Genomic DNA, 15,699 nt, shown 5'->3' on the forward strand with positions numbered 1-15,699 from the left:
CTCACTCGAATCGCAGGGACACCGTGCCGAGCCCGGAGAACTCGGCGTCGAACGAATCACCCGCGCGCGCGTCGATCGCCCGCGTGCACGAGCCCGGAAGCACCACGTCACCCGCCTTCAACCGCACGCCGAAGCTCGCGACCTTGCCCGCCAGCCACGCCACCGCGATCACCGGATCGCCCAGCACCGCGTCACTGCGCCCTTCGGCCACGGTCGAGCCGTTGCGCCGCAACACGACGTCGATCGCACGAAGGTCCACTTCAGACGGAGGAACTCCGTTGTCACCCAGGATGAACCCGGCGGACGACGCGTTGTCGGCGATCGTGTCCGGCAGGCTGATCCGCCAGTCGATGATCCGGCTGTCGATCAGCTCGATACTCGGTGCGACATAGGACGTCGCCGCCAGCACGTCGTCGACCGTGCACCCCTCGCCGGGCAGGTCGGCGCCGAGCACGAACGCCACCTCGACCTCGACCCGCGGATACAGGTAGTCGGACGCACGGGCGACCCCGGTCAGCTCCATCTCGTCCAGCAGGTGGCCGTAGTCGGGCTCGTCGACCCCCATCATCTGCTGCATCGCCAGCGACGACAGCCCGACCTTGTGCCCCAGCACCTTCCGGTCGCGCCGCCGGATGTTGATCAGCTGGATCTCGTAGGCGTCCACCACGTCGATGTCCGGGAAGAGCTCGACAAGCGGTTTGATCGGCGCGCGGTCCCGTTCCGCCGCGCGCAGCAGGTCCGCCGCCTCCGCCCGCTGCTCCGGGGTCAACATCCGCTCTCCTTCGCCACGTGCTGGCCCGCCCGTCGACCTGAGAAGACGCAGTCCGCCAACGACAATCCGCTCACGTAGGACTCCGAACACACGCCGACCGCCGACCGGCCGGCCGCATAAAGCCCCGGCACGCCGACGACCTGGCCGGTGTCCTCGTCCACCACCAGCCCGCCGAGCGTGAGAATCGGGGTCGGCCCTGCTTTCCTGCTGCGGAACGACACGTCGATCAGCGAATATGGCGGTTTTCCGAACGACCCGGCGGTGTCCCGCAGCCCTGCGGCGTCGACGCCCGCGCGCGCGGCGACCTCGTCCAGCGTCGCGCCGCGCACCCGCCCGCGTCCCAGCCGGTTCAGCGCCGTCAGCCGCTGGAACCACAGCGTCTCCACCGGAATCTGCGCTCGCGCCTCGCGCACGATGTCGTCGTCCACCAGCAGCCACGCCCTGCCGCCGTGGTCCCGCACGATCGCGTCGCCGATCGCCGCCCCGTACAGCCGGGCGTCGCAGACACCACGTCCGTTCGCGCCGACCAGGATGCCCTTCTGCAACGCGCTGGGCGGCGTGATGAACCGCCAGGCCGAGACGTTGTCCATCCGCGCTACCCGGCCGCCGACGGACGCGCCGAGCTCGATCCCGCGACCGTCGTCGCCAGGCGTCCCGAGCGGGAGGCCACCGCGATATCCGGGCGCGTACAAGCGCATCATCTCGCGGTTGTTGACGAACCCGCCCGCGCTGATCACGACCCCGCGCCGCGCCCGCACCTCGAGCGGGCGCCCGAACCGGCGTTCCAGCGCGGCGGCCATCGCGTGTAGCTTCCGTCCGATCTTCGGCACATAAAGCCCCGGCTTGGCGGCATAGCGGGACAACACTCGGTGCACGGCCCGCGGCCACCCGCGCAGCACGCGACACCGCACCCCGGCCACCCGGTCATCAGACATGATCAGCTCGCGTGCGTCCGTCTGGGTCAGCACGCGGACACCGTGGCGGCGCGCGGACTCGGCCAGCCGAGCGAAGAACACCTTGCCGGACGTGCCCGTGCCCTTGGCCCGGTGGCCCCGCGCGGCCGGCGGCGCGACCTCGCTTCGCACGATCTCGCTGCCGGAGTGGTAGAGGTAGTACTTGTTGCTGGGGTAAGAGGTCTTGTACGGACAGAGGCTCGCCTCGAACGGCACGCCCTGGTCCTCCAGCCAGGCCAGCATCTTCGCGCTGTCGTCGCAGAACCGCCGCAACGTCTCCTTCGACACGGCGCTGCCGACCTCGGTGAGCAGGTACCGGAACATCGCGTCCGTCGAGTCGGTCACGCCCGCGGCCACCTGCTGCCGCGTCCCACCACCCGCGTAGACGACGCCGCCGGACATCGCGGTCGCACCGCCACCGGCGAACCGGTCCAGGACCACTACGGACACGCCCGCCGAGGCCGCCTCGATCGCGGCGCAGACGCCCGCGGCGCCGTATCCCACGATCACCACGTCCGCCTCGACGTCCACCAAAGCCTCCGGAACACGTTCTCGTTAGCCCGACATCCCCACCATAGCGCCAAACTGTTCCGGAACTATAACCTGTTCTAGTCTGGAACGCAGGGAGGTGCCGTGGGCAGCGAGTTCGACGTGGTGGTCGTGGGCAGCGGTGCTGCCGGCATGACCGCGGCACTGTGCGCGGCCCACCAGGGGCTGCGCACGGTCGTGATCGAGAAGGGCTCAGAGTTCGGCGGGTCGACCGCGCGGTCGGGCGGCGGGATCTGGATCCCGAACAACGCGGTCCTGCGCGCGGCCGGTGTCCCCGACTCACCCGAACAGGCCGCCACCTATCTCGAACATCTCGCCGGCGACGTTCCCGCTGAACTGCGGGAAGCGTTCCTCCGGACGGGTCCGGCGATGCTGGAGTTCGTCCGTGCGCACACACCGCTGGACTTCCGCTGGGTGCGCGACTACGCCGACTACTACCCCGAAGCGCCCGGCGGCCTGCGGCAGGGCCGTTCGGTCGAGCCGAAACCGCTCAGGGCGGCCGTGCTCGGCGCGGAACTGGCGAACCTGATCCCGCCGTACGTCCCGACACCGGCCAACATCGTCATCACCCAGATCGACTACCGGTGGCTCACGCTCATCACCCGGCATCCGCGCGGCGTGCTCACCGCGGTCAGGGTGTTCGCGCGGAAGTTCCTGCCCGGCAGGCGGTTGTCGATGGGCCAGGCCCTCGCGGCCGGCCTGCGGGCGGGACTGTTGCGCATGAACGTGCCCGTCCGGCTCAACACCCCGCTGACCGACCTGCACTTCGAGAACGGCCGGGTGGCCGGGGTGATCTCGAACGACAAGGTCATCTGCGCACCCAATGTCGTCCTGGCCGCGGGCGGGTTCGAGCACAACGAACGCATGCGCAAGGAACACCAGCGCGCACCGATCAGCACCGAATGGACCGTCGGCGCCAAGACCAACACCGGCGACGCCATCGAGGCGGGCATGCGGGCGGGTGCGTCGACCGCGCTGCTGGACGACGCGTGGTGGGGCCCGTCGGTCCCGTTGCCGCGCGGGCCGTTCTTCCTGCTGGCGGAACGCTCTCTGCCCGGTTGCATCCTGGTCAACGGCCGCGGCGCGCGGTTCGTCAACGAGGCGGCGCCCTACATCGACGTGGTGAACGCGATGTACGAGCAGAACATGCCGACGTGGCTGATCGCCGACCAGCGCTACCGCGACCGGTACCCCTTCATGGGCTTCCCGCCGCGCCGGCCGCTCCCCCGCCGCTGGCAGATCACGCGAGCCTCGAGCCTCGAAGAACTCGGCAAGGAAACAGAACTCCCTGGTCTCGTCGACACCGTCCGGCGGTTCAACGAGCTGGCGGAATCGGGAGAGGACACCGACTTCCGCCGCGGCGACAGCTCGTACGACCGCTACTACGGCGACCCGACCAACCGGCCGAACCCCTGCCTGGCCGCGTTGGTCAAGCCGCCGTTCTACGCGGTGCGCATCGTGCCGGGCGACCTCGGCACCAAGGGCGGCCTGCGCACGGACGCCCGTGCGCGGGTGCTGCGCGACGACGGTTCCGTGATCCCCGGCCTGTACGCGGCCGGCAACACCAGCGCACCCGTGATGGGCCGCAGCTACGCGGGCGCGGGCTCCACCCTCGGTCCGGCCATGACCTTCGGCTACCTCGCCGGCCTGGACATCTCTGGAGGAACTCCATGACGCAGGAAGCGTTCCGGACGATCGACACGAGCACGCCGCCCGCGCGGTTCGCCCGCGGCTGGCACTGCCTCGGTCTGGCCGACCACTTCCGCGACGGCCAGCCGCACGCGATCGAGGCGTTCGGCACGAAGCTCGTGGTGTTCCAGGGCGAGGACGGCAAGCTCAACGTGCTCGACGGCTACTGCCGGCACATGGGTGGCGACCTCACCCAGGGCACGGTCAAGGGCGACACGATCGCGTGCCCGTTCCACGACTGGCGCTGGGCGGGCAACGGCCGCTGCGTCGCGATCCCTTACGCCAAGCGGGTTCCGCTGCGGGCGCGCACCCGGTCGTGGCTCACGCTGGAGGAGAACAAGCAGCTGTTCGTGTGGAACGACCCGCAGGGCAACCCGCCGCCGGCCAACGTGATCATCCCCAAAATCGACGCGGCGTTCAGCGACGAGTGGTCGAACTGGACCTGGGACTCGGTCGTCATCGAGGGCGCGAACTGCCGCGAGGTCATCGACAACGTCGTCGACATGGCGCACTTCTTCTACATCCACTTCGCGTTCCCGACCTACTTCAAGAACGTCCTGGAAGGCCATGTCGCCACGCAGTACCTGAACACGCGCGGGCGTCCGGACGTCACGGGTGCGGGCACCAACTACACCGGCGACACGGAAGTCCGATCGGAGGCGGCCTACTACGGGCCGTCGTACATGATCGACTACCTGTGGAACGACTACAAGGGCATCACCATCGAGACCGTGCTGATCAACTGCCACTACCCGATCACCGCCAACTCGTTCAAGCTGCAGTGGGGCGCGATCGTCAAGAAGCTGCCCGGTGTGTCGGACGAGCACGCGGACAAGATCGCGGCGAAGTTCGCCCGTGGCATCGGCAACGGTTTCCTGCAGGACGTGGAGATCTGGCAGAACAAGACGCGCATCGACAACCCGTTGCTGTGCGAGGAGGACGGCCCGGTCTACCAGCTGCGCCGGTGGTACGAGCAGTTCTACGTGGACGTCGAGGACGTCACCGACGAGATGGTGCGCCGGTTCGAGTTCGAGGTCGACACCAGCCGCGCGATCGAGGTGTGGGAGAAGGAAGTCGCGGAGAACCTGGCCAGGCAGCAGTCCCATGAGTGAGGTTGACGAGTTCCTGTCGGGTGGCCTGCGCCCGGTGACGTGCGACTGCGGGAACCGGGTGCTGGTCAAGAAGAACAGCCTGCAGCACACCAGCGTGCAGTGGCTGTCGGACACGCGTTCCTGCCCCGAGCTCTGTGGTCCCGGCTCGGCGTTGGTGCCGACGTGCCTGCGGCTGCGCGACAGCATCGAGAAGGCCGTGCGCGAAGGGACGCTGGAGGTCGCCGATGACTGAGGTCCACCGCGTGCGCGTGGTCGAGGTGATCGACGAGACGCCGGACACCCGGTCGTTCGTGCTGGAAGGCGCTTCGTTCACCCCGCGGCCCGGCCAGTTCCTGACCGTGCGGATCGGCGACGCGGCCCGTTGCTACTCGTTGTCCAGCGCACCCCACGAGCCGTTGAAGATCACGGTCAAGCGCACTCTCGACGGCTACGGATCAAACTGGATGTGCTCCGAAGTGTCCGCGGGCACCGAGCTCGACGTCCTGGCGCCCGCCGGCGTGTTCACTCCCGCTTCCCTCGACGGTTCCCTGCTGGCGTACGCGGGCGGCAGCGGCATCACCCCGGTCATGTCGATCATCCGGACTGTGCTGGCGTGCGGCCTCGGCCGGATCACGCTCGTCTACGCCAACCGCGACGAGCGCTCGGTGATCTTCGCCGCCGAGCTGGCCCGGCTGGCGGCGTCGTTCCCCGAACGGCTGACCGTCGTGCACTGGCTGGAATCGTTGCAGGGACTGCCTTCCGTCGAACAGCTGCGCGCGCTGGCCCGACCGTGCGACGAGGCGTTCATCTGCGGACCGGGTCCGTTCATGGACGCCGCCAGGGCCGCGCTGCGGGGTGTCCCACGGGTGCACGTCGAGAAGTTCGTGTCCCTGTCCGAGAACCCGTTCTCCCGGCCGGTCGAGGAGCCGGGTGCTGTTGTGGCGACGGTCGAGGTGGAGCTCGACGGCGCGCACCACACGTTCGACTGGCCGGCGCGCACCCGGCTGCTGGACCTCTTGCTGGACAAGGGACTCGACGCCCCCTACTCGTGCCGCGAGGGCGCGTGCAGCGCGTGCGCGTGCCGCCTGGTCTCCGGCGAGGTCAAGATGCTCAACAACGACGTGCTCGACGAGGACGACCTCGCCGAGGGCATCGTCCTGGCGTGCCAGTCGGTCCCGGTCACCGACACGGTGAAGATCACCTACACCTGAGAGGACCCGCATGCCGATCGACCCCGCCATCGCCATCGGCGCCGAGCTGCCGGAGACGAAGTTCTCCTGGAGCACTTCGGACATCCTGCTCTACCACTTGGCACTGGGCGCCTCCGAGCTTCGCTACGTCTACGAGGAAGGTTTGCGGGTGCTGCCGACGTTCGGCATCGTCGCGCCGCGCTTCCACGAGACCGCGCGCCCGGTCGTGTCGTTCCCCGGCGTGGACATCGATCTGGCCCGCGTGCTGCACGGCACCCAGTCGATCACCATGCACCGGCCGCTGCCCGTGGCGGGTGAGGCCGTGCTGCGCACCCGGATCGCCGACGTGTACGACAAGGGCACGGCCGCGGTGCTGGTGCAGGAGGCCACAGCGGTCGGGCTCGACGGCACGGCATTGTTCACGACGCGGTCGAGCATCTTCGCGCGCGGTGAGGGCGGGTTCGGCGGCTCGCGCGGCCCGTCGACCCGTGTGGAGGTGCCTTCCGGCGAGCCGGATGCCGTGATCGACACACCGACCTTGCCGCAGCAGGCGTACCTCTACCGGCTGTGCGGTGACCGCAATCCGCTGCACGCGGACCCGGAGTTCGCTCTTCGCGCCGGCTTCGAGGCGCCGATCCTGCACGGCCTGTGCTCGTACGGCATGGTGTGCAAGGCGGTCATCGACGCGATCCTCGACGGACCGGAGCAGGTCGGCACGTTCAGCGCCCGGTTCGCCGGCGTCGTCTATCCCGGCGAAACCCTGCGCACCCGCGTGTGGCGCGACGGTGACCGGCTCGTGCTGACCACGATCGCGGTCGAACGTGACGCGCCGGTGCTGTCCGACGCCGTGCTGACCGCGTCCACTTCAGACGGACCAATGGATCATTCGACCGGGTGAACAGGGCCAGACGGTTCCGCCTTCATACGCCCGTACGGCATAGCCTGTGCCGTCTTCGCCGCGGAAGGCGAAGCGTCCGAAGGAAGAGCAACCATGCGTCTACGCAACATCTTCGCCATGTTCGCAGCGGTCGTCGCCGCACTGCTCATGGTGACCTCACCCGCTGGGGCCGACGCCCCGAAGTTCCACACGGCCGGCAGCAGCGTGAACGGCTCTGGTGCACTCGCCGTCAGCTTCGACGAGAGAGGCCTCGGCAACGCGAACATCGACTACGTGCTCAGAGCCGACGCGACCGCGACGTACGCGTGCATCAACGGCGGCGGGAACCACCCGCAGGCCGCGAACAAGGAGACCTTCAACGCCGGCGTGTCCGGTGGCGGGTCGTTCGAGCCGAAGAACGGGCGCGTCACCGCGAGCCTGTCCGCCGGCCCGATCCCAGCCGGCTCGTTCAGCTGCCCGAACGGGCAACGCCTGGTACTGGCCGGCGTCTCCTACAGCAACGTCGTGCTGACCGACACGACGAACGGCGTCAGCACCTCGGTCGCCGGTGTTTCGAGGACGTTCTTCAACGTCTGACCCTTCGGCGACACGGCGGGCGCTCGGGAGAGCGTCCGCCTACCCACGCCGTTCGAGCGCCGCCAGCCGCATCTCCAGCTGGTCCACCCGGTGCCGCAACAACGCCACCTGGGCCTCCAAACTGACTTCGCGCTCCGCCCGCCGCTGGATCCGCGGCGACTTCGCGGCCCGGTCGACCACGGCCTCCAACGGCACCAGGCGCTGGGGCCCGTTCGGACCGTCCACCAGCCGCGACTGGATCTCGCCGTTGCGGTACCACGCGCGCAGCGCCGACCGTGACACCCCGGTCTCCGCCTCCGCCTGTGCCAGCGACACCCAGGCGGTGTCCTCCAGCTGCGCGAACAGCGCCAGCTCGTCCTGCCACTTCGCGAGCCGGTCGTCCCATTCGGCTGACATTGACACCCCACCCTGTCAGTGACACTGCATTGACAGGGTTAATAGTACGGCGGACTCTGGAGAAATGTTCGAGCGATTCACAGGGGAAGCCCGCCAGGTCGTGGTCAACGCCCAGGAAGCGGCTAGGGGAATGCAGCACGGCTACATCGGGACCGAGCACATCCTGCTCGGTCTGGTCGAGGCACCGGCCAGCGTCGCGACGCGGGTGCTCCGGCAGCTGGGGTTCACGCGGGAGTCGATCGTCGAGGGCGTCGAGATGATCGTCGGCCGCGGCGAGAAGCCCGTGAAGGGCGGGCACATCCCGTTCACCCCGCGGGCGAAGAAGGTGCTGGAGCTGGCGCTGCGCGAGGCGATGAACCTCAAGCACAACCACATCGGGACCGAGCACATCCTGCTGGCGCTGATCCGGGAGGGCGAGGGCGTCGCGGCGAAGGTGCTCTCGCAGCACATCGACGACCTGAACAAGGTGCGCAAGATCGTGCTGGCCGAGATGAAGGCGCAACCCGAGGGCGAGGGCCGCGCACACAAGGCGACCAGCGCCGCGGGCGAGGTCTACACGGCCGCGGAGGCGTTGGCAGGTGGCGCGCCGGTCGGCAGCCACCACCTGCTGGAGGCGTTGGTGCGCACCGAGGGCAGCATGGCGGCGAAGGTGCTCGCCGAGCTCGGCGTCGACCCGAAGACGATCGCCGCCAAGATCGACGAGCTCGATCCGGAGACCACCACCGACGCCACGCCGGAGGAGACGGCCGCTCGCAAGATGGAACTGCGCCTGGTGGAGGGAGAGGCGCAGCTCGTGTTCCGCGACGACCAGACCATCGAGCTGGTCGGCAAGATCGTGGAACTCACCGGTGGCCCGATCAAGGGAACCGGTCCGGTCGCGGGCGACTTCGTGCCGTTGTGGAGTTCCACCAACGACCTGTTGCTCAAGCTCCTCGAGTACCTCAAGACAGAGCCCGACGAGGAGACCACGGGACTCCTGCCGTTCATGCGCCGCGTCATGCGCGACCGGCTACGGCGCGCCCAGGACTAGGCCGCTCGTCGGCACACCGGTACCCGCGGTGACCAGGACGTGCTCCACGTCGGCGACCTGGTTCACCGCGGTGCCGCGCACCTGACGAACCGCCTCGGCGATGCCGTTCATGCCGTGGATGTAGGCCTCGCCGAGCTGGCCGCCGTGCGGGTTCAGCGGCAACGACCCGTCGAGCTCCAGCGCACCCGAGGCGACGAACCCGCGAGCCTCACCGCGGCCACAGAATCCGAGTTCTTCCAGCTGCACCAGGACGAACGGCGTGAAGTGGTCGTACAGCACCGCGACGTCCACATCGGACGGTGTGATGCCGGACTGACGCCACAACCCCCGCGCCACTACGCCCATCTCGGGCAGCTGAGTGAGATCGTCACGGTAGTAGCTCGTCATGGTGAACTGGTCGCGGCCACTCCCCTGCGCCGCCGCCCTGATCACTACGGGCGACTGCCGCAACGACCGCGCACGCTCCAGTGACGTGACCACGAGCGCGACCCCGCCATCGGACTCCTGACAGCAGTCGAGCAGCCGCAACGGTTCGGCGATCCACCTCGACGACTGGTGGTCGTCCAGGGTGATCGGCCGCTCGTGGAACCACGCGTGCGGGTTGGTGGCCGCGTGCTTGCGGTCGATCACGGCGATGCGGCCGAAGTCCTCGGACGTGGCGCCGTACTCGTACATGTACCGCTGCGCGAACATGGCGACCATCGCGGCCGGCGTGCCCAGGCCCATCGGGTAGGACCAGCTGTTGTCGACGTTCACCGCGGCGGCGGCCGACACCTGGCCGAACCGGTGGCCCGACCGTTCGTTGAACGCCCGGTAGCAGACCACGACGGAAGCCGCGCCGGTCGCCACGGCCATCGCGGCCTGCTGGACGGTCGCACACGCCGCGCCACCGCCGTAGTGCACGCGGCTGAAGAACGTCAGCTCGGGAATCCCCAGCTCACGTGCCACGGCGATCTCGGCGTTGGTGTCCATGGTGAAGCTGACCAGACCGTCCACATCGGACGGCTCCAGGCCGGCGTCCGCCAACGCGGCCCGCACGGCCTCGGCGGCCAGTTGCAGCTCGCTGCGCCCGGAGTCCTTGGAGAACTCCGTGGCCCCGATACCGACCAGAGCCGCCGTCACCCCGGTACCCCGATCCGAACCGTGCCCGTCACGTGGTCGCCGTGACCGGTTCGTCCGACGACCTCCACGACGAGGTCGTCTTCGACCCGCTCGATGACCTGACCGAAGAACTTGAGTGTGTCATAGGCGTAACAGGGCGCCCCGAGACGGATGTTGACCTGTTTGACCTGGGCATCTTCACCCGCCCAGTCCGTTACGTAACGTTGCACCAACCCGGTAGTGGTCAGGATGTTGATGAAGATGTCCTTCGACCCGCGCTTGATCGCCAGATCGCGGTCGTGGTGCACGTCCTGGAAGTCCCGCGTCGCGAGCGCGGTGCTGATCACGAACGTCGGCGTGGCCTCGACGTGCCACTCCGGCAACGAATCACCGATCCTCACGGGGCCTCCAGGTGGGCATGGTCAGCTCGTCGTCGACCTTGGTGAACACGACCTGGACGGGCAGCCCGATCCGCGGCACCCCCGCCAGTTCGCCGAGCATCCGCACGCCCTCGTCCAGCTCGACCAGGGCGATCACGAACGGAACCTCGCGGCCCGGCACGCGCGGGTGGTGGTGCACGACGTAGCTGTAGACCACGCCATACCCCTCCGAGACGAGGTACTTCGGCTTCGTGGCACCGCATTCCGGGCACATCGGGCCGGGCGGGTGACGCAGCAGGCCGCACTGTCCGCAGCGCTGGATGCGCAGCTCGCCCTGCTTCAGGCCTTCCCAGAAGTACTCGGTGTCGCGGTTGATCGCGGGCCGGATGACCTGCGTCCGCACAGGTTCGGCCTTCGGCTTCTCGGCGACCGCGGGCCGGAACTTCAGGATCCGGAACCGCATCTCGGCGACGATCTCGTCCTCGACGTACCAGGTGCTCCGGGTCGTCACGAACCAGCCTTCGCCCAGCGCGGTCTTCTTCGGCCCGGTCACGTCCTCCAGCCGGGCCGTCACCGACACGTGCTCGCCGGGTTTGAGGTAGCGGTGGTAGGTCTGGTCGCTGTTGGTCGCCACGACGGACGTGAACCCCGCCTCGTCCAGCACGCGCACCATCGCACCGAGCGGATCGTCCGCGTCGCGCACGCCGTTCAGCCCGTACATCGTCCAGACCTGAACCATCGCCGGCGGCGCGACCGCGTCCGGCCCGGTGTAGCGGGGGTTGGTGTCGCCGATCGCCTCGGTCCAGTTGTGGATCATCGGCAGGTTGACCGGGTCACGCGCGAACCGGCGCGCGCTCTCCCCCGCCTCCGCGATCCGCGCGGCCTCCTTCTCGACGTCCATCACCGCACCACCCTGGGCAGGCCGAGACCGATGGACGCCACGAGCTCGCGTTGTACCTCGTTGACCCCGCCGCCGAACGTCAGCACGAGGTTGCGCCGTGACTGCACGTCCAGCCACCGCACCAGTTCCGCGGTCTCCGGGTCCGACAGATCCCCATGTCTGCCAACGACTTCTTCCAGCAACCGGCCGACCCGTTGCGTCCGGTCCGCGGCGAACACCTTGGTGGCGGAGGCGTCCGCGACCTCCACCGGCCCGGACGCCACCTGCCAGTTGAGCAGTTCGTTGACCCACAGCACGGCCCGGACCTCGGCGAACGCCCGCCGCACGTCCGCGTGCCGCAACAGCCCGCGCGGAACAGCCCACTCGTGTACGCGGTCCAGCAGCACGGCGATCCGACCGGCCGGGCCGAGCATGACGCGCTCGTGGTTGAGCTGCGTGGTGATCAGCCGCCAGCCGCCGTTCTCCTCACCGACCCGCATGCCGACCGGCACCCGCACATCGCTGTAATAGGTCGCGTTGACGTGATGCGCGCCGTCGCACGTGATGATCGGCGTCCACGAGTAGCCGGCGGCCGTCGTGTCGACGATCAGGATGGTGATCGCCTTGTGCCGCGCCTCCGCCGGCCCGGTGCGGCAGGCGAGCCACACGTAGTCGGCGTCGTGCCCGCCGGTCGTGAAGATCTTCTGCCCGTTGACGACGTAGTGCTCGCCGTCCAGAACCGCCTTGGTGCGCAACGAGGCCAGGTCCGTGCCCGCGTCCGGCTCGGTGTAGCCGATTGCGAAATGCAGGTCGCCGGCGAGGATGCGCGGGAGGAAGAACTCCTTCTGCTCCGCGGTGCCGAACCGCTGCAGCGTCGGCCCGACCGTCTGCAACGTCACGTACGGCAGCGGCACGTCCGCGCGTGCGGCCTCGTTGACGAAGATCTGCTGCTCGACCTGGCCGAACCCGCGCCCGCCGTACTCGACGGGCCAGCCGACGCCGAGCCACCCGTCGCTTCCCATCCGGCGCACGACCGCGCGATAGATCTCGCCGTGCCGATCGGTCAGCATCGCCTCGCGTTCGACCGGGGTGATCAGGCCGCCGAAGTACTCGCGCACCTCGTCGCGCAACCGGCGCTGCTCGGGCGTGAGGTCAACGAACACGGTGTTCCTCCTCCGCGAGCACGGAAAGCCGATGGTCCACGCCGCCGACGAACCGCGTGAGCTCCTTCGCCATGCCGTAGAACCGGTGCATCGGATACGTGATGTCCAGGCCCAGCCCGCCGTGCAGGTGGTGGCACGTGTGCACGGCCGGAAGCACCTCGGCCGCCAGCCAGTAGGCCGCCGTGCTCAGGTCCGCGGGATCCAGACAGCCGGCGATCGTGGCCAGGTGCAACGTGCGCGAGGCGATGTAGACGTCCGCGACGTGACACGCCACGGATTGAAAGGCCGACAACGGCTTGCCGAACTGGTGGCGTGTGCCGACATGCTTCACGGTCAGGTCCAGCGCACCCGCGAGCACGCCGTCGCCCAGCGCGCACGCAGCCGCCAAGGCGTGCAGGTACAACGCTCCGGATGTCACGTCCCCGAGCAACCGTCCCGGTGTCTCCGCCAGCCGGACCGTGCTACCGGAGATCCGGGCGTCCGCCGCGTCGACCACGAACACACCGCGGTCGGCGGTCACCAGAATCCGGTCCGCCTTGGTCGCGGACGGCACGCAGATCTTCGTGCCGGACAACAGGAATCGCTCGCCGTCCGGCCGGGCCGTCGTGCGCGGGGCACTCGGCAGCGGCGCGGACGGCTCGCTCAGCGCGACCGTGACCAGGAGGTCGCCGGTCAGCAGCTCGTCCTGCTGCTCGGGCGTGCCGAACCGCGCGATCGGCAGCACGCTCGACGCCCATGCCAGCGCGGGCACGTCGGCGGCGCGGCGGCCGATCTCGGTGAGCACAACGGCGACCTCGAGCACGCCCAGGCCGTCGCCGCCGAGCCGTTCGGGGACGGGCAACGCGAGCAGACCCGCCTCCCGCAAGGCCTTCCACGGGGTGCCGGCCTCCCGGTCGAGCACCTGGGCGGTGAGCCGGGCGATCTCCCGCTGTGTGTCGTCCAGGGTGAAGTCCATCAACTCTCCCTCGGGAGTCCGAGAATCCGTTCCCCGGCCAGGTTCAGCAGCACCTGCGTGGTGCCGCCCGCGATGCTCAGACAGCGGGTGAGCAGGAACTCGTGCACCAGCGGGTGATCCGCCGTCGCCTCGAGCCCGAGCAACTCGACCCCGAACTCCGCCACGGCCTGCCGATGCCGCACGCCGACGAGCTTCCGCACACTCGACTCCGCACCGGGATCCTGACCGCTCAGCGCGCGCAGCCCGGCGCGCAGTTCGAGTACCGACCCGGCCAGTCCCTCCGCGACGAGCGCGCCGATCCGTTCGCTGGTGTCCGGATCACGCGCCGCTTCGAGCTCCAGCACCCGTTCCAGTCCCTCGCCCAGCGACGACCCGCGGCCCATAGCCACGCGTTCGTTCGCCAGCGTCGTGCGGGCCAGCCGCCAGCCGCCGTTCACCTCGCCGACCACGCACTCGTCGGGCACGAACACGTTGTCCAGGAAGACCTCGTTGAACCGGGCCTCGCCGGTGATCTCCCGCAACGGCCGCACGTCGATGCCGGCGGTGCGCATGTCCACGAGGAAGTACGTGATGCCCTTGTGCTTCGGCGCTTCCGGATCGGTCCGCGCCAGGCAGATCGCCCAGTCGGCCTCGTGGGCGAGCGACGTCCACACCTTCTGCCCGGTGAGCAGCCAGCCGCCCTCGGTTTTCGTGGCTTTCGTCCGCAACGATGCGAGATCCGATCCCGCCTCGGGTTCGCTGAACAGCTGGCACCAGGTGATCTCACCGCGCAGCGTCGGCCGCACGAACCGTTCCTGCTGCTCGGGTGTGCCGTGGTTGAGGATGGTCGGCGCCGCCCACGCCCCGATGATCAGGTCCGGCCGGTGCACGTCCGCGAGCTCGTCGTCGATCACCAACTGGTGTGCCGGTGAGGCATCCAGCCCGTACGGCTTCGGCCAGTGCGGCACCAGGTAACCGCTCTCCGCCAGCCTGATCCGCTGTTCCTTCTTGGGGAGTCTCGTGATCTCCTCGGCGAACTCCCTTGCCGCGGCGCGTTCCGCGTCGTGACCGTCAATCTCGACCCGCAGCGACCGGCGCGCGCCGGCCAGGGTCAGCTCGGCGACCCGCCTGCGCCACTTCGCGCTGCCGCCCGCGTGCTGCCGCAACGCCAGCGCCCGGCGCAGGTAGCGGTGGGCGTCGTGTTCCCAGGTGAACCCGATGCCGCCGAGCACCTGGATGCAGTCCTTCGCGTTCTCCACCGCGGCGTCCAACGCGACGGCGGCGGCGACCGCGGCCGCCAGCGGAAGTTCATTGGAACTCTCGTCGGCGGCCCGCGCGGCGGCCCACGCGACGGCGCTCGCCTGCTCGACACGGCACAGCATCTCGACGCACAGGTGCTTGACCGCCTGGAACGACCCGATCGGCCGCCCGAACTGCACGCGGTGCCGCGCGTACTCGGTCGCCGTGTGCAGGCACCACGCGGCGATTCCGCTGGCCTCGGCGGCGAACAGTGTCATCGCCAGGTCCGTGGGGTCGGCGATCTCATGGTCGGTCACGACTTCGCCGACATGCGTGAGTGGACGGGTCAGGTCGACGGCGTCCAGCGGCGTCGGCGTCGCACGTGCGAGGAACCAGCCGTCGTCGGTGCGCAGCAATACGTGCGGCGCGTCGCCCAGCACGTACCGGGGACCGTTCAGCCCCAGCCCGACGGTCACGCTGCCGTCCGCGATCTGCTCCGCTATCGGATGATCGGCCAGCACCACGCCGGCCAGCGCGGTCGTCAGCACGGGACCGGGGACGAGGTCGGTCGCGGTCTGCTCGAGCATCGCGGCGAGGTCGGTGATCGTGCCGCCGTCCCTGGTGACCGAGAAGATCCCGAGCCGGGCCAGATCAGGCCAGTGCACCGGATCCGCCTTCGCCGCCCACTCGCGGAGACTGGACTGGGCCGCGCGTTGCTCGTCGGTCGTGGCAATCGGCATTCGAACTCCTCCCGGACATGAAGAAGTTTATAGAACGTGTTCTACTTCTATCAAGATCCGGGAACGGATCACTCCCGCAACAGCGGTCAGGTAACATGAAGCCGCCGCTGAAACAGGT

16 protein-coding genes are annotated in these 15,699 nt (G+C 69.2%); 7 read left to right on the forward strand and 9 right to left on the reverse strand.

Features of this window, described 5'->3' with window-relative positions:
• Window position 1 precedes the first annotated feature (1 nt).
• On the reverse strand, window positions 2-772 hold the full coding sequence (locus QSK35_RS03805) for a 2-keto-4-pentenoate hydratase (protein WP_285742237.1): 771 nt from the start codon (window positions 770-772) through the stop codon (window positions 2-4).
• Entirely contained in the window at window positions 766-2,259 is a 1,494-nt protein-coding gene (locus QSK35_RS03810; protein ID WP_285742239.1) for an FAD-binding protein, read from the reverse strand. The genes QSK35_RS03805 and QSK35_RS03810 overlap by 7 nt, the downstream gene beginning before the upstream one ends.
• A 99-nt stretch (window positions 2,260-2,358) precedes the next feature.
• On the opposite strand from QSK35_RS03810, the gene kstD reads away from it, so the two are divergent.
• The 6 genes from kstD (at window position 2,359) to QSK35_RS03840 (ending at window position 7,718) form a co-directional block, all read left to right on the forward strand.
• Window positions 2,359-3,948: a 3-oxosteroid 1-dehydrogenase gene (gene kstD, locus QSK35_RS03815; protein WP_285742241.1), complete on the forward strand. Its 1,590-nt coding sequence runs from the start codon at window positions 2,359-2,361 to the stop codon at window positions 3,946-3,948.
• Entirely contained in the window at window positions 3,945-5,075 is a 1,131-nt protein-coding gene (locus tag QSK35_RS03820; RefSeq protein ID WP_285742244.1) for a 3-ketosteroid-9-alpha-monooxygenase, oxygenase component, read from the forward strand. Before kstD ends, QSK35_RS03820 begins: the two co-directional genes overlap by 4 nt.
• Window positions 5,068-5,307, forward strand: a complete 240-nt coding sequence (locus tag QSK35_RS03825) for a hypothetical protein (protein ID WP_285742246.1) — start codon at window positions 5,068-5,070, stop codon at window positions 5,305-5,307. The genes QSK35_RS03820 and QSK35_RS03825 overlap by 8 nt, the downstream gene beginning before the upstream one ends.
• Entirely contained in the window at window positions 5,300-6,265 is a 966-nt protein-coding gene (locus tag QSK35_RS03830) for a ferredoxin--NADP reductase (RefSeq protein ID WP_285742248.1), read from the forward strand. The genes QSK35_RS03825 and QSK35_RS03830 overlap by 8 nt, the downstream gene beginning before the upstream one ends.
• Window positions 6,266-6,275: 10 nt before the next feature.
• Window positions 6,276-7,142, forward strand: a complete 867-nt coding sequence (chsH3, locus tag QSK35_RS03835) for an enoyl-CoA hydratase ChsH3 (protein WP_285742250.1) — start codon at window positions 6,276-6,278, stop codon at window positions 7,140-7,142.
• Between the two features lie 93 nt (window positions 7,143-7,235).
• On the forward strand, window positions 7,236-7,718 hold the full coding sequence (locus QSK35_RS03840; RefSeq protein ID WP_285742252.1) for a hypothetical protein: 483 nt from the start codon (window positions 7,236-7,238) through the stop codon (window positions 7,716-7,718).
• A gap of 39 nt (window positions 7,719-7,757) precedes the next feature.
• On the opposite strand, the gene QSK35_RS03845 is transcribed toward QSK35_RS03840, so the two are convergent.
• Window positions 7,758-8,114, reverse strand: coding sequence for an excisionase (locus QSK35_RS03845; protein WP_285742254.1), 357 nt, complete (start codon window positions 8,112-8,114; stop codon window positions 7,758-7,760).
• A 64-nt stretch (window positions 8,115-8,178) separates the two neighbouring features.
• On the opposite strand from QSK35_RS03845, the gene QSK35_RS42660 reads away from it, so the two are divergent.
• On the forward strand, window positions 8,179-9,144 hold the full coding sequence (locus QSK35_RS42660; protein WP_352243164.1) for a Clp protease N-terminal domain-containing protein: 966 nt from the start codon (window positions 8,179-8,181) through the stop codon (window positions 9,142-9,144).
• On the opposite strand, the gene QSK35_RS03860 is transcribed toward QSK35_RS42660, so the two are convergent.
• From QSK35_RS03860 to QSK35_RS03885, 6 genes are read right to left on the reverse strand one after another with little or no spacing between them, the layout of a single operon-like run.
• Window positions 9,124-10,266, reverse strand: a complete 1,143-nt coding sequence (locus QSK35_RS03860; RefSeq protein WP_285742256.1) for a lipid-transfer protein — start codon at window positions 10,264-10,266, stop codon at window positions 9,124-9,126. The two genes, QSK35_RS42660 and QSK35_RS03860, sit on opposite strands and share 21 nt — an antisense overlap.
• Window positions 10,263-10,646: a hotdog family protein gene (locus QSK35_RS03865; protein ID WP_285742258.1), complete on the reverse strand. Its 384-nt coding sequence runs from the start codon at window positions 10,644-10,646 to the stop codon at window positions 10,263-10,265. The genes QSK35_RS03860 and QSK35_RS03865 overlap by 4 nt, the downstream gene beginning before the upstream one ends.
• Window positions 10,633-11,526: a bifunctional MaoC family dehydratase N-terminal/OB-fold nucleic acid binding domain-containing protein gene (locus tag QSK35_RS03870; RefSeq protein ID WP_285742260.1), complete on the reverse strand. Its 894-nt coding sequence runs from the start codon at window positions 11,524-11,526 to the stop codon at window positions 10,633-10,635. The genes QSK35_RS03865 and QSK35_RS03870 overlap by 14 nt, the downstream gene beginning before the upstream one ends.
• Window positions 11,526-12,668: an acyl-CoA dehydrogenase family protein gene (locus QSK35_RS03875; RefSeq protein WP_285742262.1), complete on the reverse strand. Its 1,143-nt coding sequence runs from the start codon at window positions 12,666-12,668 to the stop codon at window positions 11,526-11,528. Before QSK35_RS03875 ends, QSK35_RS03870 begins: the two co-directional genes overlap by 1 nt.
• A complete protein-coding gene (locus tag QSK35_RS03880; protein WP_285742264.1) occupies window positions 12,658-13,623 on the reverse strand; it encodes an acyl-CoA dehydrogenase family protein in 966 nt (321 codons plus the stop codon). Before QSK35_RS03880 ends, QSK35_RS03875 begins: the two co-directional genes overlap by 11 nt.
• Window positions 13,623-15,581: an acyl-CoA dehydrogenase family protein gene (locus QSK35_RS03885; RefSeq protein ID WP_285742266.1), complete on the reverse strand. Its 1,959-nt coding sequence runs from the start codon at window positions 15,579-15,581 to the stop codon at window positions 13,623-13,625. The genes QSK35_RS03880 and QSK35_RS03885 overlap by 1 nt, the downstream gene beginning before the upstream one ends.
• Between the last annotated feature and the right edge of the window lie 118 nt (window positions 15,582-15,699).

The organism is Lentzea sp. NBRC 105346 (assembly GCF_030269605.1).
Classification (GTDB): domain Bacteria; phylum Actinomycetota; class Actinomycetes; order Mycobacteriales; family Pseudonocardiaceae; genus Lentzea.

What these genes read in the sequence shown, in the direction of transcription:
- QSK35_RS03805 (WP_285742237.1), bottom strand. Translation starts at nt 772, where the DNA reads ATGTTGACCCCGGAGCAGCGGGCGGAGGCGGCGGACCTGCTGCGCGCG.
- QSK35_RS03820 (WP_285742244.1), top strand. Translation starts at nt 3,945, where the DNA reads ATGACGCAGGAAGCGTTCCGGACGATCGACACGAGCACGCCGCCCGCG.
- QSK35_RS03825 (WP_285742246.1), top strand. Translation starts at nt 5,068, where the DNA reads ATGAGTGAGGTTGACGAGTTCCTGTCGGGTGGCCTGCGCCCGGTGACG.
- QSK35_RS03830 (WP_285742248.1), top strand. Translation starts at nt 5,300, where the DNA reads ATGACTGAGGTCCACCGCGTGCGCGTGGTCGAGGTGATCGACGAGACG.
- chsH3 (WP_285742250.1), top strand. Translation starts at nt 6,276, where the DNA reads ATGCCGATCGACCCCGCCATCGCCATCGGCGCCGAGCTGCCGGAGACG.
- QSK35_RS03840 (WP_285742252.1), top strand. Translation starts at nt 7,236, where the DNA reads ATGCGTCTACGCAACATCTTCGCCATGTTCGCAGCGGTCGTCGCCGCA.
- QSK35_RS03845 (WP_285742254.1), bottom strand. Translation starts at nt 8,114, where the DNA reads ATGTCAGCCGAATGGGACGACCGGCTCGCGAAGTGGCAGGACGAGCTG.
- QSK35_RS42660 (WP_352243164.1), top strand. Translation starts at nt 8,179, where the DNA reads ATGTTCGAGCGATTCACAGGGGAAGCCCGCCAGGTCGTGGTCAACGCC.
- QSK35_RS03870 (WP_285742260.1), bottom strand. Translation starts at nt 11,526, where the DNA reads ATGGACGTCGAGAAGGAGGCCGCGCGGATCGCGGAGGCGGGGGAGAGC.
- QSK35_RS03880 (WP_285742264.1), bottom strand. Translation starts at nt 13,623, where the DNA reads ATGGACTTCACCCTGGACGACACACAGCGGGAGATCGCCCGGCTCACC.
- QSK35_RS03885 (WP_285742266.1), bottom strand. Translation starts at nt 15,581, where the DNA reads ATGCCGATTGCCACGACCGACGAGCAACGCGCGGCCCAGTCCAGTCTC.